The organism is Paenibacillus sp. ICGEB2008 (genome assembly GCF_000307675.1).
In the GTDB taxonomy this organism is placed as follows: domain Bacteria; phylum Bacillota; class Bacilli; order Paenibacillales; family Paenibacillaceae; genus Paenibacillus; species Paenibacillus polymyxa.
Genome location: NZ_AMQU01000011.1, coordinates 139,049 through 157,232, shown reverse-complemented (window position 1 = coordinate 157,232; position 18,184 = coordinate 139,049). Strand labels below are relative to the sequence as shown.

The window sequence follows — 18,184 nt, the reverse complement described above, 5'->3', positions numbered from 1 at the left end:
GGAAGCAGATCTTAGAGTCAAAATGTAGTAAAGCCCAAAATATCCTGGAGACGGTATACAATATCTTTCCAAAATGTTGAATGATCCTCGTAGGCCGCCAGCTCCAGGCTGTATTCAGCTCCCCGGTTATTCCACAGCTTATCAAAATAGGCCGCCACCTGTCGGGTCAGCTTGCTGTCCGCCGGAGCGGCCACCCACAGTTCATTCTCCAGATTCAAATCATCCAAATTACGGGGGGTCAAATTGGTAGAGCCACCCCAAATCAAATGCTCTCCTTGTGCCTTGGCAATATAAATCAGCTTCGTATGGAATTGCTCATGGGTAGTATGATACCAACGAATTTGAATGTTTCCATCCGATTTATCGGACAACTCTTGGGCAACCGGACGATTAGGGATGCCTATTTTTTCCTGACCGAACGCGTTTTCATTGGGGTCCAGCAGCAATTGGATGTTTACGCCGCGTGCCGAGGCATCCAGCAGGCTATTCAATATTTTGCGATCAGCCAAATAAAACATGCCCATATGAATGCTGTCACCTTGCTTCGTCTGCTTAATGCCATTCAGAACGGAGGCATACACTTTGCCTTCAGTGAGATATTTGATCCGGTAGCTGTCCTTACCTGATGGGACTAGGGGCTCTGCTTGAGGTGTGTAGACAGGAAGTTGCCCTCCGCCCGAGAAGTCCAATACCGCCTGCTCTGTTTGTAAAATATCTCCGATGATCGGTCCCTTCACTTCTAGGGCAACATTGGAATGATAGGCACTTGCATCGTGAACATTACCTGTAGAAATGAGAGCAGTTTGCTCGTTGGTAACCAATTTTCGGTGATTGGCTTTGACGTTTAACAGCTTTAAATAGGAGCGAGCCGTAACGTCAGGTCCGTCACTGGCCATCAGATTGGGAATCCAGCCTGTGCCTTGCTGCCCGAACCACTGGAAAAAGGTACGCCACACCGCTGAATAGATGGGCGTGGAGTCCCGCAATGGATCTACATCGGTCTGCACGACCTGAATTCCTACTTCCTTCATATTCTCCAACAAAGGATTGGGAGCAGAATTATAGTTGGTATTGACTTCATCTGTAATGAAAAAGATAGGCATCTCAGGATGGGCTTTCTTTTTGGCGATAAGATGCTGGGCCATTTGTGCGCTGACTTCGGGGAAGTGCTGCCCTTTATGTTTATAATCGTTGAACAGAAACAGGTCAATGACGATAAATTGCTGGGCTTCATCAATGATTCCGAGCATACGATTCAAAATTTGCCCTTCATGTTGTACAGTGCTTCCATCCCCAGTAGGGTAGGTCAAATCCGTCCAAAAGTTTACCTCGTTCGTTGAATACTCCTGACTCTCATAAGAGACGAACGGAGGCAATGGTTTATGGGTTTGATACAGCATAACGGCAATCAGCCACAGGATAAGCACCAAAATGGCGATTTTAAGAGCACGGCCCTTGTACATGAATTTTCTTTGGGATTCCGGCGCAGAATGCAGCGGATTTTGTTTAGTCATACGACGATCAGCTCCTCCATTGAATGCTGCATTCCATTTTATCGTGACCGAACATGCAGATTATGATATAGATACTGTCTAATTATTACCGCAAGTCCACAGGATTGAAGCGGAATGCTGAACAGAATGAAATGAAGAACGTTTTATTAATTGAGGACATATGTCCTTTATAGGCAGGCTGACCTATACTTAAATAGATACAAAAGTCATTTATATGGGGAGAATAACGATTTATGAGAGGAATCTTGTTTGCTTTTCTGGGAGGCGCTTGTATTACGTTACAGGGGGTAGCGAATACACGGATTAGCCAGGATATCGGGACATGGCAGGCGGCTACCGTTACTCAGCTAATAGGTTTTATTTTGGCAGCATCAGTTTGGATGTTTACAAAGGATGGCCGTGTGTCTGAAATGAAACAGGTAAAGCCGATGTATCTTTGGGGTGGTGCTTTTGCGGCTATCATTATATTTAGTGAAGTCACAGCCATTCAACATATTGGGGTTACGTTCACAATCTCGGCGCTGTTGATTGCTCAGTTATGTTTAACCTTCCTGGTAGACATCAAAGGATGGTTCGGCATAGTGAAGCAGAAGATGAAGCTGCCACAATTTATAGGTATTGGTATGATGATCGCGGGTGTCATTATATTAAAACTCTAAAATAAAACTTTATTTATAGAAAAAGCTTAGAACGTAGAAAATGAAGGTGAGCTAAGCAATGAGAGAAATTCAGGATCAAGAGCAGCTAAAGTATTTTTTGCATCTGCATCAGTTAGAATCCATACTCTACGAGCCACTACATCCCTATTTGTCGCTGCATCGTTTGGAGCAAGGGGAAAAGCTCTGTTCGCAGGGGGACGCCATTGAGCATCTGTATATTCTGGTGCAGGGCAAGGTCAAAATTTTTACCAGCTCTACAGAAGGAAAGACTCTGATCCTTTGCTTCAAAACCCCGATCGAGGTCATAGGAGATGTTGAATATATTCGTAATAGTCACGTCATCAATACAGTAGAGGCAGTGTCGCCGATCTATGTGATTGGTGTTCATCATCAATGGATGAATAAGTACGGCAGAGATTATGCTCCTTTGCTGCAATTTCTATTGGATATTGTCACGCGGAAGTTTTGCCTGGACTCTGATTTCTCCAATTTCAACCTGATGTATCCGGTGGAAGTTAGGCTTGCGAGCTACCTGCTATCTGTTTCTTTTGACGAATCCAATTCTGCCTTTCATGAGGAACTACGGGCATCCAGTCTGGTGGATGTGGCGAATTTGATCGGAACCAGCTACAGACACCTCAACCGTGTCATTCGCAAGCTGATCGAAGAGGGATTGGTTGAACGGGCAAAAGGCTATATTGTCATTAAGGACAGAAAAGGTTTGAGTGAACTGGCTGGCCATAATATTTATGAATCGTTGTAATCATAGTGCTTTGAATAAGTGCAGCACAATAAAGGGACTATCAAGGGAGAGTTAAATATGTTATTAGGGCTTATATTGGCAGTTATCGCAGGTGCTTTGGTCAGTCTGCAAACGATATTCAATAATAAGGTGAATGAGCGGACAGGTTCATGGGCCACAACGACATTGGTACTGGGAACAGGGTTCTTGGCTTCCTTGCTCGGAAGTCTTATTTTTGAAGGGAAAAATACATTTGCTTTACAGCATATGCAGCTGTGGTACTGGTTCAGTGGCATGATTGGTGTCGGCGTTGTGTTCTGTCTGGTCCAAGGAATGAAGCGACTTGGCCCTACCTATGCGATCTCCATCGTATTGACGGCACAATTAGGTACAGCCTTGTTGTGGGATTCATTAGGATGGCTTGGACTAGAGAAGATTCCGTTTACCTTCAATAAGTTGATTGGTGTATTGGTCATTATCGGTGGTATTCTCGTTTTCAAATTTGGACATGGGCGTACAAAGGAACCACAAGAAAATATTACAACTATACCTGATTCGATGAAGAGCTAAAGAAGGTTGTGATGACCTTAATCCTGCTTGATTGGGGTCCCACTTTCGGAGGGGTATTTTGCATTTTGCAGAGAAGCTGCATCTTAAGCAGGTGCTGCTTTTCGATCCCATAGGCAAAGAAAAATGTTCACGGTCATGTATATATTTTTCCATCCATGATACAATGAAAATATCTTAAAATAGTGCTTTAAGGGCCTGGATATTTGATATATGAGATGATAAATAGATCGGTTACCGTGTTCGGGAACGGTCTTATTTGTGCTTCACGAACCTGATGGAATGCACAGATTGACTTTGGATGAGGTGGAACATAGATGAGTAATACAGAAAATAAAAATGGATCACCTGACGGCTCAGACAGATCCGGCTCTTTGTTGCCTGCCACGCAGACAGGTGAACGGAAAATTGAGCATGTCCGCCTTTGTCTGCAGGAAGATGTGGCTGGACACGGCATTACCAGCGGGCTGGAGCGTTATGCCTTTAAGCACTGCGCTTTGCCGGAGCTACATTTTGACGAGGTGCGTCTGGATACAACTTTTATGGGGCGCACTGTACGGACACCGCTGCTCATCAGTTCGATGACAGGCGGTAGCGCCGAGACAGGAGCGATTAATGAGCGGTTGGCAGAGACAGCAGAGAGACGTGGCTGGGCGCTCGGTGTCGGCTCCGTACGAGCTGCGGTGGAAAAAGAAGAGTTGGCTTCAACCTTTGCAGTTCGCCGTCTAGCACCTAGCATCCCGATCCTTGCCAATCTGGGCGCAGTACAGCTGAACTACGGGTTTGGTGTGGACGATTGCCAACGTGCAGTGGAAATTGCCGGAGCGGATATGTTGGTGCTGCATTTAAACGGCTTGCAGGAGATATTCCAACCTGAAGGGAATTTGGATTTTAGCAGGCTGCTTGAGCGCATTGAGGAGTTGTGTCGTCGTCTTTCGGTGCCTGTAGGCGTGAAGGAAGTAGGCTGGGGCATAGATGGTGAGACGGCATCGAGATTATATGATGCAGGCGCTGCTTTTATTGATGTCGCTGGTGCGGGCGGGACAAGCTGGAGCCAAGTGGAGAAATTTCGCAATCCTGATCCTGTGCGCCGTGCAGCGGCAGAGGCGTTCGCCGATTGGGGCAATTCGACCGCTGATTGTATCGTGGAGGTTAGAGCAGCCCAGCCTAATGGCGCTCTGATCGGTAGTGGTGGACTGAAAAACGGTGTCGATGCTGCGAAGGCACTTGCTTTGGGCGCTGACATGGCAGGCTTCGGTCGCTCTTTGCTTGGCTCGGCGGTTACCTCCAGCGAGGCGCTGGAAGCGCGATTGGAGCAAGTGGAGCTGGAATTGCGTACAGTCATGTTTGGCATCGGAGTAGCTAGGATCGAAGGTCTTAAAGAAACGACCAGACTAAGAAAGAAGGCGAACGGATGAGCGGATTCATTAAGTTGGTTCCGATGAACGCAGAGCAGTATGATCGCTTTGAGCAACGCTCGCTCGCAGATTACGCGGAAGAGAAAATCCAGGCAGGCACGTGGACGGTGGAAGAGGCACCAGAACGGGCAAAGGAGAGCTTTGCAACATATTTGCCGCAAAGGCTAGACACGCCCCATGCTCACCTGTACATGCTTGAGTATTCAGGTAGTGTGGGTCAAGGCTCCGAGGAAGCGGGATATATCTGGTTCAACATTACAGAAGGTACGCAAGGCAAAGAGGCCTTTTTGCTGGATATTCTCGTTTACGATTCATATCAGGGGCGAGGCCTGGGTACGTTGACGATGCAGGCGTTGGAACAAGAAGCTCGGAGGCTGGGTGCGGTTCGCATCGGTCTGCATGTATTTGGGCATAATGAGCGGGCTTTACATGTATATCGCAAGTCTGGTTATCGGGTTACGGATATCCAGATGAGCAAGGAAATTTAAATAAAGCTATCTAAATAGGGATGCAGCAAAATCCTAAATTCACAGCCGTATGCTTGCCGCATGTATAGGTTCTCCTATATAATGTGGGTTGGTAAACTAACAGAGGGTATAGCGCATATTTTATATAAACGGGAGTTGTTCTGATTATGGCTTTAAAAGCGGGGATCGTGGGTCTGCCGAACGTGGGCAAATCAACACTGTTTAACGCAATAACGCAGGCGGGGGCTGAATCCGCAAACTATCCATTTTGTACAATTGACCCTAATGTAGGGGTCGTTGAAGTACCGGACGAGCGACTGGATAAGCTGACTGAACTGGTAGTACCGAACAAAACGGTACCAACGGCTTTTGAATTTGTTGATATTGCAGGACTTGTACGAGGTGCCAGCAAAGGCGAGGGTTTGGGTAACAAGTTTTTGGCTCATATTCGTGAAGTAGATGCCATTGTTCATGTGGTACGCTGCTTTGAAGATGAGAATATTACTCATGTGGACGGCAAAATTGATCCGATCAGCGATATTCAGACGATTAATCTGGAATTGATTCTGGCGGATATCGAAAGTGTAGACAAGCGTATTGATCGTTCCCGTAAGAACATGAAGGGCGGCAACAAGCAGTATGCCCAAGAGGTTGAAGTACTGGAACGGATCAAGGAATCGCTGTATGCCGATAAACCTGCACGTAGCGTAGAATTGTCAGAAGACGAAAAGCTGATTATACGCGACCTTCATTTGCTCACGATGAAGCCTGTATTGTACGCGGCTAATGTCAGTGAAGATGGTGTAACGGAAGCTGACAGCAATCCATATGTGCAAAAGGTACGTGAATTTGCAGTAGCGGAAAATGCTGAAGTGGTACCGATCAGTGCCAAAGTAGAGGCTGAAATTGCTGAGCTGGAAGGCGAAGACAAGGCAATGTTCCTTGAGGAGCTAGGGCTGGCTGAGTCTGGTCTGAACCGTCTAATCAAAGCAGCTTACCGCTTGCTGGGACTGTATACGTATTTCACAGCAGGTGTGCAGGAAGTACGCGCATGGACTATTCACAAAGGAACAAAAGCACCTGGCGCTGCGGGCGTAATCCACTCGGATTTTGAACGCGGATTTATTCGCGCTGAGGTTGTATCCTACGATGACTTGGTCGCTGCTGGATCTATGAACGGGGCCAAAGAACGTGGTCAGCTTCGTTTGGAAGGCAAGGAATATGTGGTGCAGGACGGAGACGTTATGCATTTCCGTTTTAATGTTTAGGATGCATCTCGGCGTATAGCAAACAGAGTTTATATACAAACATATTAAGTAATGATATATGTTGCCTGCATGTACCAATTACGTAGTCGCTGCCTGTCCCGGGCGGCGGCTTTTTATATTTGATTCGCATTTCTTTTATTAGTTGAGAGTTTGTTATTCAACTCTTTAGCGAGATTTTGTTTATTCGACTTCAATTGATTTGCGGATTTTTGCAAAATCCTAAATTAGCAAGTATTTTATGTAGCTAATTAATCGAATAGTTGTTATAATAAAGAGCTGTAGCCAGTGAATTTAAAGCTGGTTTCATATTAATTTAACTGAAGAGGTGAATCGCTTGTTGGACCGATTGCAATCATTGGCGGACCGCTACGATAAACTGAGCGAACTGCTCTGCGATCCGGATGTGGCGAACGATAGCAAAAAACTTAGAGATTATTCCAAAGAACAGTCTGATTTACAGCCTGCTTATGAAGCATATACCGAATATAAAACTGTCGTTGAGGAGCTGGACGCTGCTAAAGCCATGCAGGCAGAAAAGCTGGACGACGAGATGCGTGAAATGGTCAAAATGGAGATTGAAGAGCTGAGTGCCCGTAAGCGGGAGCTGGACGAGAAAATTCGTATTTTGCTGCTGCCGAAGGACCCGAACGATGATAAGAACGTTATTATCGAAATTCGTGGTGCTGCCGGTGGGGACGAGGCCGCGCTGTTTGCAGCGGACTTGTACCGGATGTACACGCGTTATGCAGATACCCAAGGCTGGCGTGTAGAGCTGATGGATGCAAACATGAATGACCTTGGAGGCTTTAAAGAGGTTATTTTCATGATTAACGGACGCGGTGCATACAGCAAAATGAAATTCGAAAGTGGCGCACACCGTGTACAGCGGATTCCGACAACAGAATCTGGCGGACGTATTCATACATCTACCTCCACGGTGTCTGTGATGCCTGAGGCAGAGGAAGTGGATATCGAAATTTTAGACAAGGATATCCGCGTGGATACTTTCTGCTCCAGCGGTGCGGGCGGTCAGTCCGTTAATACAACCAAGTCGGCGGTGCGTGTAACGCATATGCCAACAGGTATTGTGGCAACCTGCCAGGACGGCAAGTCCCAAAACTCCAACAAGGAGAAGGCGCTGCAAGTTTTGCGTGCCCGTATTTCGGATATGATGCGCCAGGAAGAGGAAGCCAAATATGCAGGCGAGCGTAAGAGCAAAGTAGGTACTGGAGACCGCAGTGAGCGTATACGTACTTACAACTTCCCGCAAAGCCGTGTAACGGATCATCGCATTGGTTTAACCATGCACAAGCTGGACCAGGTGATGAACGGAGAGATCGAAGAAATCGTATCAGCGCTCACGATTGCAGAGCAGGCTGATTTGATGGAACAAGAGGTTTAAGTTTTGGGGAACGAACGCGATTGTGTGTATCGGATGCCGCCGGAACGGAACATGAGTGTCAGAGAAGCCTTAGTTGAGGCTTCTTCTTTTTTAGGAAGTTGCGGCGTGTTGGAGCCGCAGCATAATGCCCGCTTGCTGCTGGAACATGTGCTTGGGCTGGAAGGTACGAGGTTTTACGCCGCTCTGGGCGATCCGTTCCCTTCCTCCGTTAAGGAGACGTGGGAACGGTTCATCGCCCGCAAAGCTGCGGGTGAACCGGCGCAGTATATTATCGGACGGCAGGAATTTTATGGCCGCCCGTTCGCGGTTTCACCGTCGGTGCTGATTCCGCGCCCCGAGACAGAGCTGCTCGTCGAGGCGATACTCCAGCACGGTGACCGGCTGTGGCCGAGCAGTGCTCCGCACGCGCTCGACATTGGCACGGGTAGCGGCGCGATTGCCGTGACGCTGGCAGCTGAGCGGCCGCGCTGGCACGTAGCAGCGGGTGATATTTCTGCTGCTGCGCTCGAAATGGCGTCCCAGAACGCCGCCGCAAACGGCGCAGCCGTAGAATTCCGCGAGGGCGATCTACTGGTGCCGTTTGCGGGAACAGCGGTGGACATCCTCGTGTCCAACCCGCCATATATCCCGGCTGCTGACATCGCTGGCTTGCAGCCAGAGGTGCGCGACCATGAGCCGCGAATGGCGCTGGATGGCGGTCCTGACGGGCTTGGCCCGTATCGGGCAATGCTGGAGCAGCTTGGGCTCCTTCAGGCCCCACCCCGGCTAATCGGGTTTGAGCTGGGGATGGGACAGGCCAGAGACGTGGCTGACCTGCTGGAACAGGCAGGCCATTGGAAGAACATTCTAATCATTCCTGACCTTGCGGGGATCGAGCGACATGTCCTAGGCGTCTTGGAGTAATGCTGCATTTTCTTTTTGCGAGTCTTTCCTTTAGAATAAGAGGAGTATGACCGAGAAACGGCTCAGGGGGAAATCATGCTTCAGAAATTGAAAAAAATTGATGGTCCGGTTATTTTTATTCTGGTTTTGCTCATGGCGATTAGTATCATAACGGTATACAGTGCTGGTAGGGGTCCTACGAACTTGGCAGAGCACGGCAACGATTACCAGAAGATGATCGGGTATTATATATTGGGCTTTGTAGCGATCTTGGGTTTAGCGATAGTTGATTTTCGGATATTCATTAAAAAAGCCTTGTATGTATATGGAGGCGGGATATTTCTGCTGATTCTCGGCTTTTTTGGCGGGACGGTTAATAACTCTCAAGGCTTTTTGAAAATTGGTGGCTTAAATCTCCAGCCTGCTGAGGTATTCAAACTGGTTCTTATCATTTTTTTGGCGTATATGCTGATTAAAAAGCGCAAGAGCAAGCTGTATTTTATTCAGGATGTCCTTCCAGTTGCTCTGGTGAGCTTTGTCCCATTTGCCATGGTCATGGCACAAAATGACTTGGGGAATGCGCTCGGTTACATTGTCATCGTCATTGGTATGCTATGGATTGGTAATGTGAAGGCATCCCATGCGCTAATCGGATTTATCGTATTTGCAGTCGCCGTTGGTGGCGGGATCAAAGCGTATATTTCGTTTCATGATGAGATTGATTCCTTTATGAAAGGCATTGGACGTAGTCACTGGGTAGAGCGTTTAGACCCTTGGCTGGTACCAGAAGAAGCGACTGCGAAGGCATCCTATCATACGAAAAATGCCAAACTGGCCATAGCTTCTGGCGGTATGATGGGCAAGGGCTTTTTGCAAGGAACCTCGGTACAGTCCGGACGTGTTCCCTATACCTATGCGGATTCTATTTTTGTAGTTGTAGCAGAGGAGTTTGGGTTTGTAGGCTCATCCATTCTGCTATTGCTTTATTTTATTTTGATTCACCGAATGATCCTGATTTCACTGGAATGTCGGGATCGGGCTGGCCCGTATATAATTGTCGGGATTGTGTCCATGTTGCTGTATCAGATTTTTGAGAACATTGGTGCGTTTCTGGGCATTATGCCACTTACGGGGATTACGCTCCCGTTCATAAGCTATGGCGGTACCTCGTTGCTTATTAACATGGCTAGTATTGGCTTAGTTATGAGCATTAAGGTGCATGGTCAGGAGCTAGAGGATGACCTGCCGCAGCCTTCCAGAGTAAGCTTGACGAAGGCGAAAAAAGCTTAGTACAGGTGGGTTGTGGCTAAATATTGATAGTTATTTGTACGAGTTGAATCGGTGCAACAAAAGAGTCCAGATTGTGAAATCTGGGCTTTTTTATATTCCTAGGTGACGATCTAGCTTGCAATAGCCTGAATTATTTTACGAGATTCATAGGTTTAGACTCTCCCAAACCGGACAGACTGATAGACATGATAGAGTTTGGGTTTGGGGGGACGAAGATGAGAAGTTGGATAAAGCAAGCTGCAATGATACTCTTTTGTATTTCAATATTAATGATGTCTTGGGAAGGTCAAAAAACAGATGCTGCGATGACCACGGGAGCAAGAGGAACTTTAGCGTCTGGAGTAACCACCACAGGGTTGAAGGTAATTCCGCACGATTCCATTCGACTGCGAATTTTAGCTAATTCAGATCGTCCAGAGGATCAGTTGGTTAAGCGCGAAATACGGGATGCCATCGTGCAGCAGATGAATGCGTGGGTGGGTGAGCTGGACAATCCACAAAGCCTAAGTCAAGCCAGAGTGTTGATTGATGCACATTTACCTGAAATTGATCGCTTGGTAGGTGAAGAACTGGCTCTTCGCGGTATAGCGTATGATCATCAGGTGGAGCTGGCAAGTGTACCTTTTCCGACGAAAATGTACGGTGGCCTTGTGTACCCAGCAGGGAATTATGAGGCGCTTCGGGTTACACTGGGGCAAGGGAAAGGACAAAATTGGTGGTGTGTGCTGTTCCCGCCGTTGTGCTTTATTGATGCAGGCAGCGGTGAAGCAGCAGCACAAACTGTATCGGCAAAAACAAGTCATGAAGACAATCGAACGAACGCCGCTGACAAGGAGCCGGAAGTACGTTTTTTCCTGTGGGATGCCCTTACGGGTCTGTTGAACTGGGTGAGTGGCTTGTTTGCCTAAATGTTTCGTCAGTGCTATGGAAAAGAGAACAACGAGTGTAAGTTTCCCCATATGTTATAATGGAACTTACGATAGATATACAGAGGACAGAGCCAATTCGAACTGATTTGTTAAAGTAGGTTTTTTGGGGATCAGGGCCATGAAATGGCCTGTATGACAATAAGATATGGGATGATCTGATATGAGTGATAAAGTGAATCAAATGCATGACATGCACGTAGGTTTTGTGAAAAAAGAGAGCGTAGGGCAGGAGCAGGCGCCACAGTCTTCTCATACACACTGGTGGGATGTAAGATGTCTGGTTCCTGTAGAGAGCACGACTGTATCTGCTACCTCGTCTTTTGAGGTGGAAAAAGTGGATTCTGTTGGTTCTGTGAACAACACTGACGGGGATGGTTCTGACGAACTTTCAGCTGGACAGGCTCTGATCGCAGCGGAAAAGGGCATACGCGAGGCCGCCGTACTTCTCCAGGCTGGAGAGACGGTAGCCTTCCCTACGGAAACCGTGTACGGACTGGGGGCCGATGCACGCAGCACTAAAGCGGTGGAGGCGGTATTTGCTGCCAAAGGTCGTCCTTCCGATAACCCGCTCATTGTACATATTTCCGATGCTGCTCAATTAAAAGGTATGGTAGCGGAAATTAACGATACAGCCCGAGCGCTGATGAATGCATTTTGGCCAGGACCGCTGACCCTCGTATTGCCGGTAGTGCCGCAGGCACTGTCATCGCGTGTGACAGCAGGCTTGGACACGGTCGGTGTGCGCATGCCGGATCATCCGATCGCGCTGCGCTTGATCACGGAAGCCGGTTGTCCGCTGGCTGCACCAAGCGCCAACCGCTCGGGAAGACCCAGTCCGACTCTAGCACAGCATGTGCTGGAGGACCTGGAGGGTCGCATCGGCGGTATTTTGGACGGAGGTCCCACGGGGGTGGGACTGGAGTCCACGGTAGTGCAAGTGGGTGACGACGGAACCGTCACCATTCTGCGCCCTGGCGGCGTGACGGCTGAACAGCTCGCTGCGGTTGCTCGCGCCGTCGTATTGGACCCGGCGTTGGCTGCCACACCGGGGCAGGATGTTGACAGCCTGGCGCCACGCTCGCCGGGCATGAAGTATACGCACTACGCGCCGCGAGGCCGCTTGAGCGTGGTACAAGGCCCGTCGCCTGTTGAAGTGACGGGCTGGATTCGCGACGCGCTGGCGGAGGCTGCCGCGCGCGGGGAGCGCACGGCGGTGCTCGCGTTCGACGACCATGCCGCCGGCTACGCCGGAGAACGGGTCTACACGCTGGGCAAGCTGGACGCGCTCCATGAGGCGGCGCAGCGCCTGTACGGCGTGCTGCGCCGCTGCGATGAGGACGGCGTCACCTACATTTTGGCGGAAGCCTGCCCGCCGAAGGGATTGGGAGACGCCGTCATGAATCGACTGCTTAAAGCGGCAGGTCATCGAATTATCCGATTGTAGCTTCTGTAAAGAATGGAGTCTCTTATTTTAATTTCTCCTCTCTCCTCGTCTCTGTTTTGGGTATTTTCAGTACCTGCTTGTACTGATTTGCCCCTTGTCCGCATAACGTGTACAAGAACAGACGGATAATGGAGGGATGGAGTATGCTGGCAGCCTCTGCCGATGCTGGGCAGGTTGTAACGATTCTGATCATGGCGGTAGCGCTAGGAATGGATGCGCTGTCGCTGGGCGTAGGGATCGGTATGAAGGGGATACGCCTGCGAGACGTGCTGCGCATCAGCATTGTGATTGGTTTTTTTCACATCCTGATGCCGTTGCTGGGAATGTTCACAGGCCATTATATGAGTTCTTTATTAGGCCATGTGACGACCTATTTCGCAGGGGGATTACTCATCCTTTTGGGCGGGCATATGGTGTACAATTCCTTCAAGGGAGACGGCGTACACGTATTGGATCATCGGTCGCCTTTGGGTCTTTTGCTATTTGCACTTGGGGTGAGCATTGACTCATTTTCTGTGGGAGTGTCCCTGGGGATGTTCCAGAGTGACCTGGTGCTGACTGTTCTGGCCTTTGGTTTTTGCGGGGGAGCGATGGCGATGCTGGGGCTGTTACTGGGGCGCAAGGTCAGCCGCAATCTGGGGGATTATGGAGAAGCGGTGGGCGGTGCCGTTTTGCTGGCATTCGGCTTTATGTTTATGTTTTGATTTTAACGTAGACAGTGTAAAATAAATACAGGATTTGAGTAATCCTCTGTTTATATATTTTTTCAACATACGGGGGGTGAAGACGTTGAAGAATATCTTATTTGTATGCACAGGGAACACCTGTCGCAGTCCAATGGCTGAGGGGATGCTACGTAAGTTGGCTGCTGAGCATGGACTGGAACTGGAAGTGCGTTCCGCTGGAGTAGCTGCGATGGACGGGGCGTCGATATCCCGGCATGCAGAGGCGGTTCTACGTGATCACGATATATCGGATCAGATCACTTCAACCCCTTTAAGCGACGGACTTGCCGAGTGGGCACATCTGATCTTAACCTTGACGCAAGGACATAAACAGCATGTCATTCAACGGTTTCCACAAACGGCGGGCAAAGTATTTACGCTGAAGGAGTATGTGGAGGACCGGGACGCAGTGCTGAAGGACGTACAGGAATTAGACGGCTTGTATGCTTCACAGCAGTTGATGGCTTCACTTGGACAAGAGCTATCAGCGCAGGAACGTGAGCGAATGATTGAATTACATCAACGGATTCCGGGCTTCGATATCTCAGATCCGTTTGGCGGTTCGCGGGAGGACTACGATGTCACAGCTGCGGAAATCCGTGTAGCTTTGCATAAGTTGCTGGACAAGCTAAAGGGATCTTCCGAATAAAGTCGGTACCATTCCTCTATTTTGTACGGAATCTGTTGATTTTCGACAGTTAATCCGTTAAGATAAGGTGGAAAAATGAGAATCCGATGTAACTGGCGACAAAAGTGGGATTAACCACGATGGAGCATCGGATATACGGCCGGTCGCCTGGGCAAAAGAGCAATTCCACATAGGTGTGGACTGCTCTTTTTTCGTATACGAGCTACAGCAGATCTTCTGTTGCCTTCTTGTTCTTCCATTTTTTCTGCTCGAAATCTGAAACATCGGCTATAATATAGTCAGATTGTGATCAGGAGAGAGTGTGTTGAACTTGGGGCATGGGACCATGCCTAGTCTCTGAGAGGCTGTTCAACCAAAGGAGGTTCCAATGGTAGAACAATTGGATCATGAAATTTCACTCGAAGCACAGACCGCTTCTGTCGTGCGGGAAATTGCAGAAGTGGCCAGTCTTAAAGCTGGTCGCCTGCTGGTTATTGGCGCAAGCACGAGTGAAGTAGCTGGAAGTCGGATCGGCACAGCAGGAGCGCTGGATGTGGCTCAGCAAGTGTTGTCTGGAGTAGAATCCGTTCGCAGAGAGTATGGCTTTGATGTGGCGTTTCAATGCTGTGAGCACTTGAACCGAGCACTGGTCGTTGAACGTTCTCTACTGGAGCGATTAGGCCTGATGGAGGTTGCGGCTGTTCCTGTTCGTACAGCAGGGGGCTCTATGGCTACTGTTGCCTATCGCTCTATGGACGATGCGTGTCTGGCGGCGAATGTGCAGGCTCATGCCGGGATAGACATCGGTGAGACGCTGATTGGCATGCATTTGCGCCCGATTGCCGTTCCGTTTCGCCCAAGTCTTCGCTGGATTGGTGAAGCACGTGTGACGGCTGCGTTCACTCGTCCTCCGCTTATTGGCGGACAACGGGCAGTGTACAGTCTGGAACAAGAAGCCGGTGGAAACTGCGATTAGCATTTGGCATGTCGGCATGTTTGTACTGATCTTTTTTGCATTGATGATGAGGTACCCAACAGAGGAGCAGGCATTTGCTTGTATACCCAACAATTTGACCATGGAGAGGGAGTAATCAATCATGATGGAACATCTGCGTAAAAGTGACCCGGCAGTGATGGAAGCAATGGGGCTTGAACTGAAACGGCAACGCCACAATATCGAGCTGATCGCATCTGAGAATATCGTCAGTGAAGAAGTAATGGAAGCCATGGGCTCCGTGCTTACCAATAAATATGCTGAAGGTTATCCGAACAAACGCTACTATGGTGGCTGTGAGCATGTAGATATCGTCGAAGATATTGCACGTGACCGTGCGAAAGAACTATTTGGCGCCGAGCATGCGAACGTGCAGCCTCACTCTGGAGCGCAGGCTAACATGGCGGTATATCTGGCAGCTCTTCAACCTGGAGATACTGTACTGGGTATGAATCTGGCGCATGGCGGCCACTTAACACACGGAAGCCCGGTTAATGCCTCCGGTTTGTTGTATAACTTTGCTGCTTACGGTGTACGTGAAGACAACTTCCGCATCGACTATGATGAAGTGCGCAAAGCAGCCTTCAAGCACCGCCCTCGTCTGATCGTAGCTGGTGCAAGTGCATATCCGCGTACTATCGATTTTGAAGCCTTTGCTTCCATTGCTAATGATGTAGGTGCTTTATTCATGGTGGATATGGCACATATCGCAGGTCTCGTGGCAGCAGGGATTCATCCTAGTCCGGTTCCCCATGCTCAATTTGTGACAACAACGACACACAAAACGCTGCGTGGTCCGCGTGGGGGTCTAATTCTGACTCGCAAAGCGTGGGCGCAAGCGATTGATAAAGCTATCTTCCCTGGTACTCAAGGAGGACCACTGATGCACGTGATCGCGTCCAAAGCAGTTGCTCTGGGTGAAGCGCTCCAGCCATCATTCAAAACCTATGCGCAAAACGTAGTTCGCAACGCACAGGTGCTGGCTGAGACATTGCTGGCAGAGGGAATCAACATTGTATCCGGTGGTACGGATAATCACCTGATGCTGTTGGATACTCGCAATTTGAATATTACAGGTAAAGAAGCGGAGCATGTATTGGATTCCGTGGGTATCACGGTCAACAAAAATGCTATTCCTTTCGACCCAACGAGTCCGTTCGTTACCAGCGGCATTCGTATTGGTACACCTGCTGCAACTTCTCGTGGTATGGATGAAGAGGCTATGGTTAAAATCGGTAAAATCATTGCTGATACTCTTAAAAATCCAAAAGATGATACTGTATTGTCCAAAGCAAGCCAAGCGGTGGGCGAGTTGACAGACAAGTTCCCGATCTATCCAGGAACACAATACTAATTCATCGCCATTCCTTTTAATCTTTATATGATAAGGCTGTTTTCCTTTCGTTAGCGAAGGGAGAACAGCCTTTTTTTGATTCCAGACGACTCGAAACTTACGTTTTTGGGTAATAAGCGTTTAAAGTAAGGATTTATGCGCATTTTCCTTCATGATCTACGACAAAGGAGTGATTGCATTGAGCCAAAGAAAATCCGCGCAATTATTGCAGCAGCTCATATTTGTAGGACCGATGGCGTTGTTTTTCGTCTTAATTATGGTCATTCCGTTTCTGTTGGGGCTGTATTATTCCATGACGAACTGGGATGGCGTATCTGAACATGTCCGATGGCTCGGGCTAGGGAATTACGTTCATATTTTTAAAGATGATCCGGACTTCCGTAATGCATTTTGGTTTACGGTCCGTTTTACCGTATGTGGTGTCATTCTAACTAACCTGGTGGGCTTTTTCCTGGCCTATGCGCTTACAAAGCCGTTGCGTACTCGCAATGCACTGCGAACTGTATTTTTTATGCCTAATATGATCGGCGGCTTGCTGCTCGGCTTCATCTGGCAATTTATATTTGTACGTGGCTTTTCGGCGGTAGGAGAGGCCACAGGGCTTTCCTTTTTCAAACTGCCGTGGTTGGGTGATGGGCCTACTGCATTTTGGGGAACTGTCATTGTGTTTGTTTGGCAATACGCAGGTTATCTCATGGTTATTTACATATCCTCTCTAAATAATGTCCCGCATGCTCTTATTGAATCAGCCCAAATTGATGGTGCGAGCCGAAGACAGGTTTTGCGTCATATCGTGGTGCCGCTTATTATGCCAGCAGTGACCGTCTGCTTGTTCCTGGCGATATCCTGGTCCTTTAAAGTATTTGAGCTGAATTTGGCTTTGACAAAGGGTGGACCATTCAAGGCGACAGAGTCTGTAGCGTTGGACATATATAATGAAGCGTTTACAAATAATCGACTTGGATTGGGAACTGCTAAGGCTATGATTTTCTTCGTGGTCGTTGCGATCATTACCAGCATTCAGGTGCGCCTCACGAAGAAAAAGGAGGTCGAAATGTAATGGAAAAAACATCGAACTATCGTTTAAGCACATGGGTAGCTGAAATATTGCTTATTGTGATTGGGTTGATCTTTCTAGTTCCGTTCTATTTTTTGCTCGTGAACTCGGTTAAATCTTTTGGAGACATTTTGGCTCATTCCGCTTCGTGGCCGACAACCTTCCGTTTTGAAAACTATGCTAACGCCTGGAATAAAATAAACTTTCCCACAGCACTGGGGAATTCACTGATCGTCACCATCGTCAGCAATGCGCTTTTGCTGCTGATCAGCTCGATGGCCGCCTACCAAATGGTTCGGCATGATACTCTTTTTAATCGGTTCCTGTTCGGGCTGCTTGTGGCTGCGATGGTCGTACCTTTTCAATCGATTATGTTGCCGCTTATGGAAGTGTCCAACGTATTGAGCCTGAACAACAGCATACCAGGACTGATTTTGTGCTATCTGGGTTTTGGAGCGCCTTTATCAGTTTTTCTGTTTCATGGTTTTATTAAAACGGTGCCTATTGAGGTTGAGCAAGCGGCGAGAGTAGATGGTTCCTCTCGTTACGGGGTGTTCTTTCGCATCGTTTGTCCACTGTTGCTCCCTATGTTCGTGACCGTACTTATTTTGAATACGTTATGGATCTGGAATGATTATCTGCTGCCTTCGCTCATTTTAAATGATCCTGAGCTGCGTACGATTCCGATTGCGACCTATATGCTGTTTGGTCAATATACCAAGCAATGGGACTTGGCGTTGCCCGCACTGGTGCTCGGAATCACGCCAATTGTTGTGTTTTTTCTGGTGATGCAAAAATATATCGTTTCTGGCATTGCGGCCGGAGCGGTTAAAGGCTGATGGGA

Annotated in this window: 18 protein-coding genes and 1 riboswitch; of the genes, 17 read left to right on the top strand and 1 reads right to left on the bottom strand. The window is 48.4% G+C overall.

Features of this window, described 5'->3' with window-relative positions:
• Positions 1 to 17 precede the first annotated feature (17 nt).
• Complete coding sequence (locus tag C400_RS0112195) at positions 18 to 1,514, bottom strand: phospholipase D family protein (protein WP_017427146.1); 1,497 nt, start codon at positions 1,512 to 1,514, stop codon at positions 18 to 20.
• 233 nt (positions 1,515 to 1,747) lie between these two features.
• Here C400_RS0112195 and C400_RS0112190 point away from each other — a divergent pair, with 233 nt between their 5' ends.
• From C400_RS0112190 to C400_RS0112110, 17 genes are all read left to right on the top strand, one after another.
• Positions 1,748 to 2,173: a DMT family transporter gene (locus C400_RS0112190; RefSeq protein ID WP_016822864.1), complete on the top strand. Its 426-nt coding sequence runs from the start codon at positions 1,748 to 1,750 to the stop codon at positions 2,171 to 2,173.
• A 58-nt stretch (positions 2,174 to 2,231) separates the two neighbouring features.
• Complete coding sequence (locus tag C400_RS0112185; protein WP_016822865.1) at positions 2,232 to 2,936, top strand: Crp/Fnr family transcriptional regulator; 705 nt, start codon at positions 2,232 to 2,234, stop codon at positions 2,934 to 2,936.
• A gap of 57 nt (positions 2,937 to 2,993) precedes the next feature.
• Complete coding sequence (locus tag C400_RS0112180; protein WP_016822866.1) at positions 2,994 to 3,485, top strand: DMT family transporter; 492 nt, start codon at positions 2,994 to 2,996, stop codon at positions 3,483 to 3,485.
• Positions 3,486 to 3,799: 314 nt separating this feature from the next.
• Positions 3,800 to 4,900 carry a type 2 isopentenyl-diphosphate Delta-isomerase gene (fni, locus tag C400_RS0112175; RefSeq protein WP_017427145.1) on the top strand — a complete coding sequence of 367 codons (1,101 nt, stop codon included), beginning with the start codon at positions 3,800 to 3,802 and terminating at the stop codon, positions 4,898 to 4,900.
• Positions 4,897 to 5,388, top strand: coding sequence for a GNAT family N-acetyltransferase (locus C400_RS0112170; protein ID WP_017427144.1), 492 nt, complete (start codon positions 4,897 to 4,899; stop codon positions 5,386 to 5,388). The genes fni and C400_RS0112170 overlap by 4 nt, the downstream gene beginning before the upstream one ends.
• Positions 5,389 to 5,534: 146 nt before the next feature.
• Positions 5,535 to 6,635, top strand: a complete 1,101-nt coding sequence (gene ychF, locus C400_RS0112165; protein WP_016822869.1) for a redox-regulated ATPase YchF — start codon at positions 5,535 to 5,537, stop codon at positions 6,633 to 6,635.
• Positions 6,636 to 6,969: 334 nt separating this feature from the next.
• Positions 6,970 to 8,037 (top strand): peptide chain release factor 1, encoded by a 1,068-nt coding sequence (gene prfA / locus C400_RS0112160; RefSeq protein WP_013373454.1) that lies wholly within the window; start codon positions 6,970 to 6,972, stop codon positions 8,035 to 8,037.
• 3 nt (positions 8,038 to 8,040) lie between these two features.
• The gene (prmC, locus tag C400_RS0112155) at positions 8,041 to 8,940 is read left to right on the top strand and encodes a peptide chain release factor N(5)-glutamine methyltransferase (protein ID WP_017427143.1); all 900 of its coding nucleotides are present in this window, start codon (positions 8,041 to 8,043) and stop codon (positions 8,938 to 8,940) included.
• A gap of 75 nt (positions 8,941 to 9,015) precedes the next feature.
• Positions 9,016 to 10,209: an FtsW/RodA/SpoVE family cell cycle protein gene (locus C400_RS0112150; protein WP_013373452.1), complete on the top strand. Its 1,194-nt coding sequence runs from the start codon at positions 9,016 to 9,018 to the stop codon at positions 10,207 to 10,209.
• Positions 10,210 to 10,424: 215 nt separating this feature from the next.
• Complete coding sequence (gene spoIIR, locus C400_RS0112145; RefSeq protein WP_017427142.1) at positions 10,425 to 11,117, top strand: stage II sporulation protein R; 693 nt, start codon at positions 10,425 to 10,427, stop codon at positions 11,115 to 11,117.
• A gap of 181 nt (positions 11,118 to 11,298) precedes the next feature.
• A complete protein-coding gene (locus C400_RS0112140; RefSeq protein WP_017427141.1) occupies positions 11,299 to 12,582 on the top strand; it encodes an L-threonylcarbamoyladenylate synthase in 1,284 nt (427 codons plus the stop codon).
• Between the two features lie 143 nt (positions 12,583 to 12,725).
• Entirely contained in the window at positions 12,726 to 13,286 is a 561-nt protein-coding gene (locus C400_RS0112135) for a manganese efflux pump MntP (protein WP_016822873.1), read from the top strand.
• Between the two features lie 85 nt (positions 13,287 to 13,371).
• Positions 13,372 to 13,956 carry a low molecular weight protein arginine phosphatase gene (locus tag C400_RS0112130; RefSeq protein ID WP_016822874.1) on the top strand — a complete coding sequence of 195 codons (585 nt, stop codon included), beginning with the start codon at positions 13,372 to 13,374 and terminating at the stop codon, positions 13,954 to 13,956.
• 78 nt (positions 13,957 to 14,034) lie between these two features.
• Positions 14,035 to 14,116, top strand: a riboswitch (ZMP/ZTP riboswitch).
• A 207-nt stretch (positions 14,117 to 14,323) separates the two neighbouring features.
• A complete protein-coding gene (locus tag C400_RS0112125) occupies positions 14,324 to 14,911 on the top strand; it encodes a TIGR01440 family protein (RefSeq protein WP_016822875.1) in 588 nt (195 codons plus the stop codon).
• 121 nt (positions 14,912 to 15,032) lie between these two features.
• A complete protein-coding gene (glyA, locus tag C400_RS0112120; protein WP_017427140.1) occupies positions 15,033 to 16,283 on the top strand; it encodes a serine hydroxymethyltransferase in 1,251 nt (416 codons plus the stop codon).
• Positions 16,284 to 16,434: 151 nt separating this feature from the next.
• Positions 16,435 to 17,343 (top strand): carbohydrate ABC transporter permease, encoded by a 909-nt coding sequence (locus tag C400_RS0112115; protein ID WP_414477681.1) that lies wholly within the window; start codon positions 16,435 to 16,437, stop codon positions 17,341 to 17,343.
• Positions 17,343 to 18,179 carry a carbohydrate ABC transporter permease gene (locus C400_RS0112110; protein ID WP_017427138.1) on the top strand — a complete coding sequence of 279 codons (837 nt, stop codon included), beginning with the start codon at positions 17,343 to 17,345 and terminating at the stop codon, positions 18,177 to 18,179. Before C400_RS0112115 ends, C400_RS0112110 begins: the two co-directional genes overlap by 1 nt.
• Positions 18,180 to 18,184: the final 5 nt, after the last annotated feature.

What these genes read in the sequence shown, in the direction of transcription:
- glyA (WP_017427140.1), top strand. Translation starts at nt 15,033, where the DNA reads ATGATGGAACATCTGCGTAAAAGTGACCCGGCAGTGATGGAAGCAATG.
- C400_RS0112115 (WP_414477681.1), top strand. Translation starts at nt 16,435, where the DNA reads ATGATCTACGACAAAGGAGTGATTGCATTGAGCCAAAGAAAATCCGCG.
- C400_RS0112180 (WP_016822866.1), top strand. Translation starts at nt 2,994, where the DNA reads ATGTTATTAGGGCTTATATTGGCAGTTATCGCAGGTGCTTTGGTCAGT.
- spoIIR (WP_017427142.1), top strand. Translation starts at nt 10,425, where the DNA reads ATGAGAAGTTGGATAAAGCAAGCTGCAATGATACTCTTTTGTATTTCA.
- C400_RS0112195 (WP_017427146.1), bottom strand. Translation starts at nt 1,514, where the DNA reads ATGACTAAACAAAATCCGCTGCATTCTGCGCCGGAATCCCAAAGAAAA.
- C400_RS0112110 (WP_017427138.1), top strand. Translation starts at nt 17,343, where the DNA reads ATGGAAAAAACATCGAACTATCGTTTAAGCACATGGGTAGCTGAAATA.
- C400_RS0112190 (WP_016822864.1), top strand. Translation starts at nt 1,748, where the DNA reads ATGAGAGGAATCTTGTTTGCTTTTCTGGGAGGCGCTTGTATTACGTTA.
- C400_RS0112170 (WP_017427144.1), top strand. Translation starts at nt 4,897, where the DNA reads ATGAGCGGATTCATTAAGTTGGTTCCGATGAACGCAGAGCAGTATGAT.
- C400_RS0112185 (WP_016822865.1), top strand. Translation starts at nt 2,232, where the DNA reads ATGAGAGAAATTCAGGATCAAGAGCAGCTAAAGTATTTTTTGCATCTG.
- fni (WP_017427145.1), top strand. Translation starts at nt 3,800, where the DNA reads ATGAGTAATACAGAAAATAAAAATGGATCACCTGACGGCTCAGACAGA.
- ychF (WP_016822869.1), top strand. Translation starts at nt 5,535, where the DNA reads ATGGCTTTAAAAGCGGGGATCGTGGGTCTGCCGAACGTGGGCAAATCA.
- C400_RS0112125 (WP_016822875.1), top strand. Translation starts at nt 14,324, where the DNA reads ATGGTAGAACAATTGGATCATGAAATTTCACTCGAAGCACAGACCGCT.
- C400_RS0112140 (WP_017427141.1), top strand. Translation starts at nt 11,299, where the DNA reads ATGAGTGATAAAGTGAATCAAATGCATGACATGCACGTAGGTTTTGTG.
- C400_RS0112135 (WP_016822873.1), top strand. Translation starts at nt 12,726, where the DNA reads ATGCTGGCAGCCTCTGCCGATGCTGGGCAGGTTGTAACGATTCTGATC.
- C400_RS0112150 (WP_013373452.1), top strand. Translation starts at nt 9,016, where the DNA reads ATGCTTCAGAAATTGAAAAAAATTGATGGTCCGGTTATTTTTATTCTG.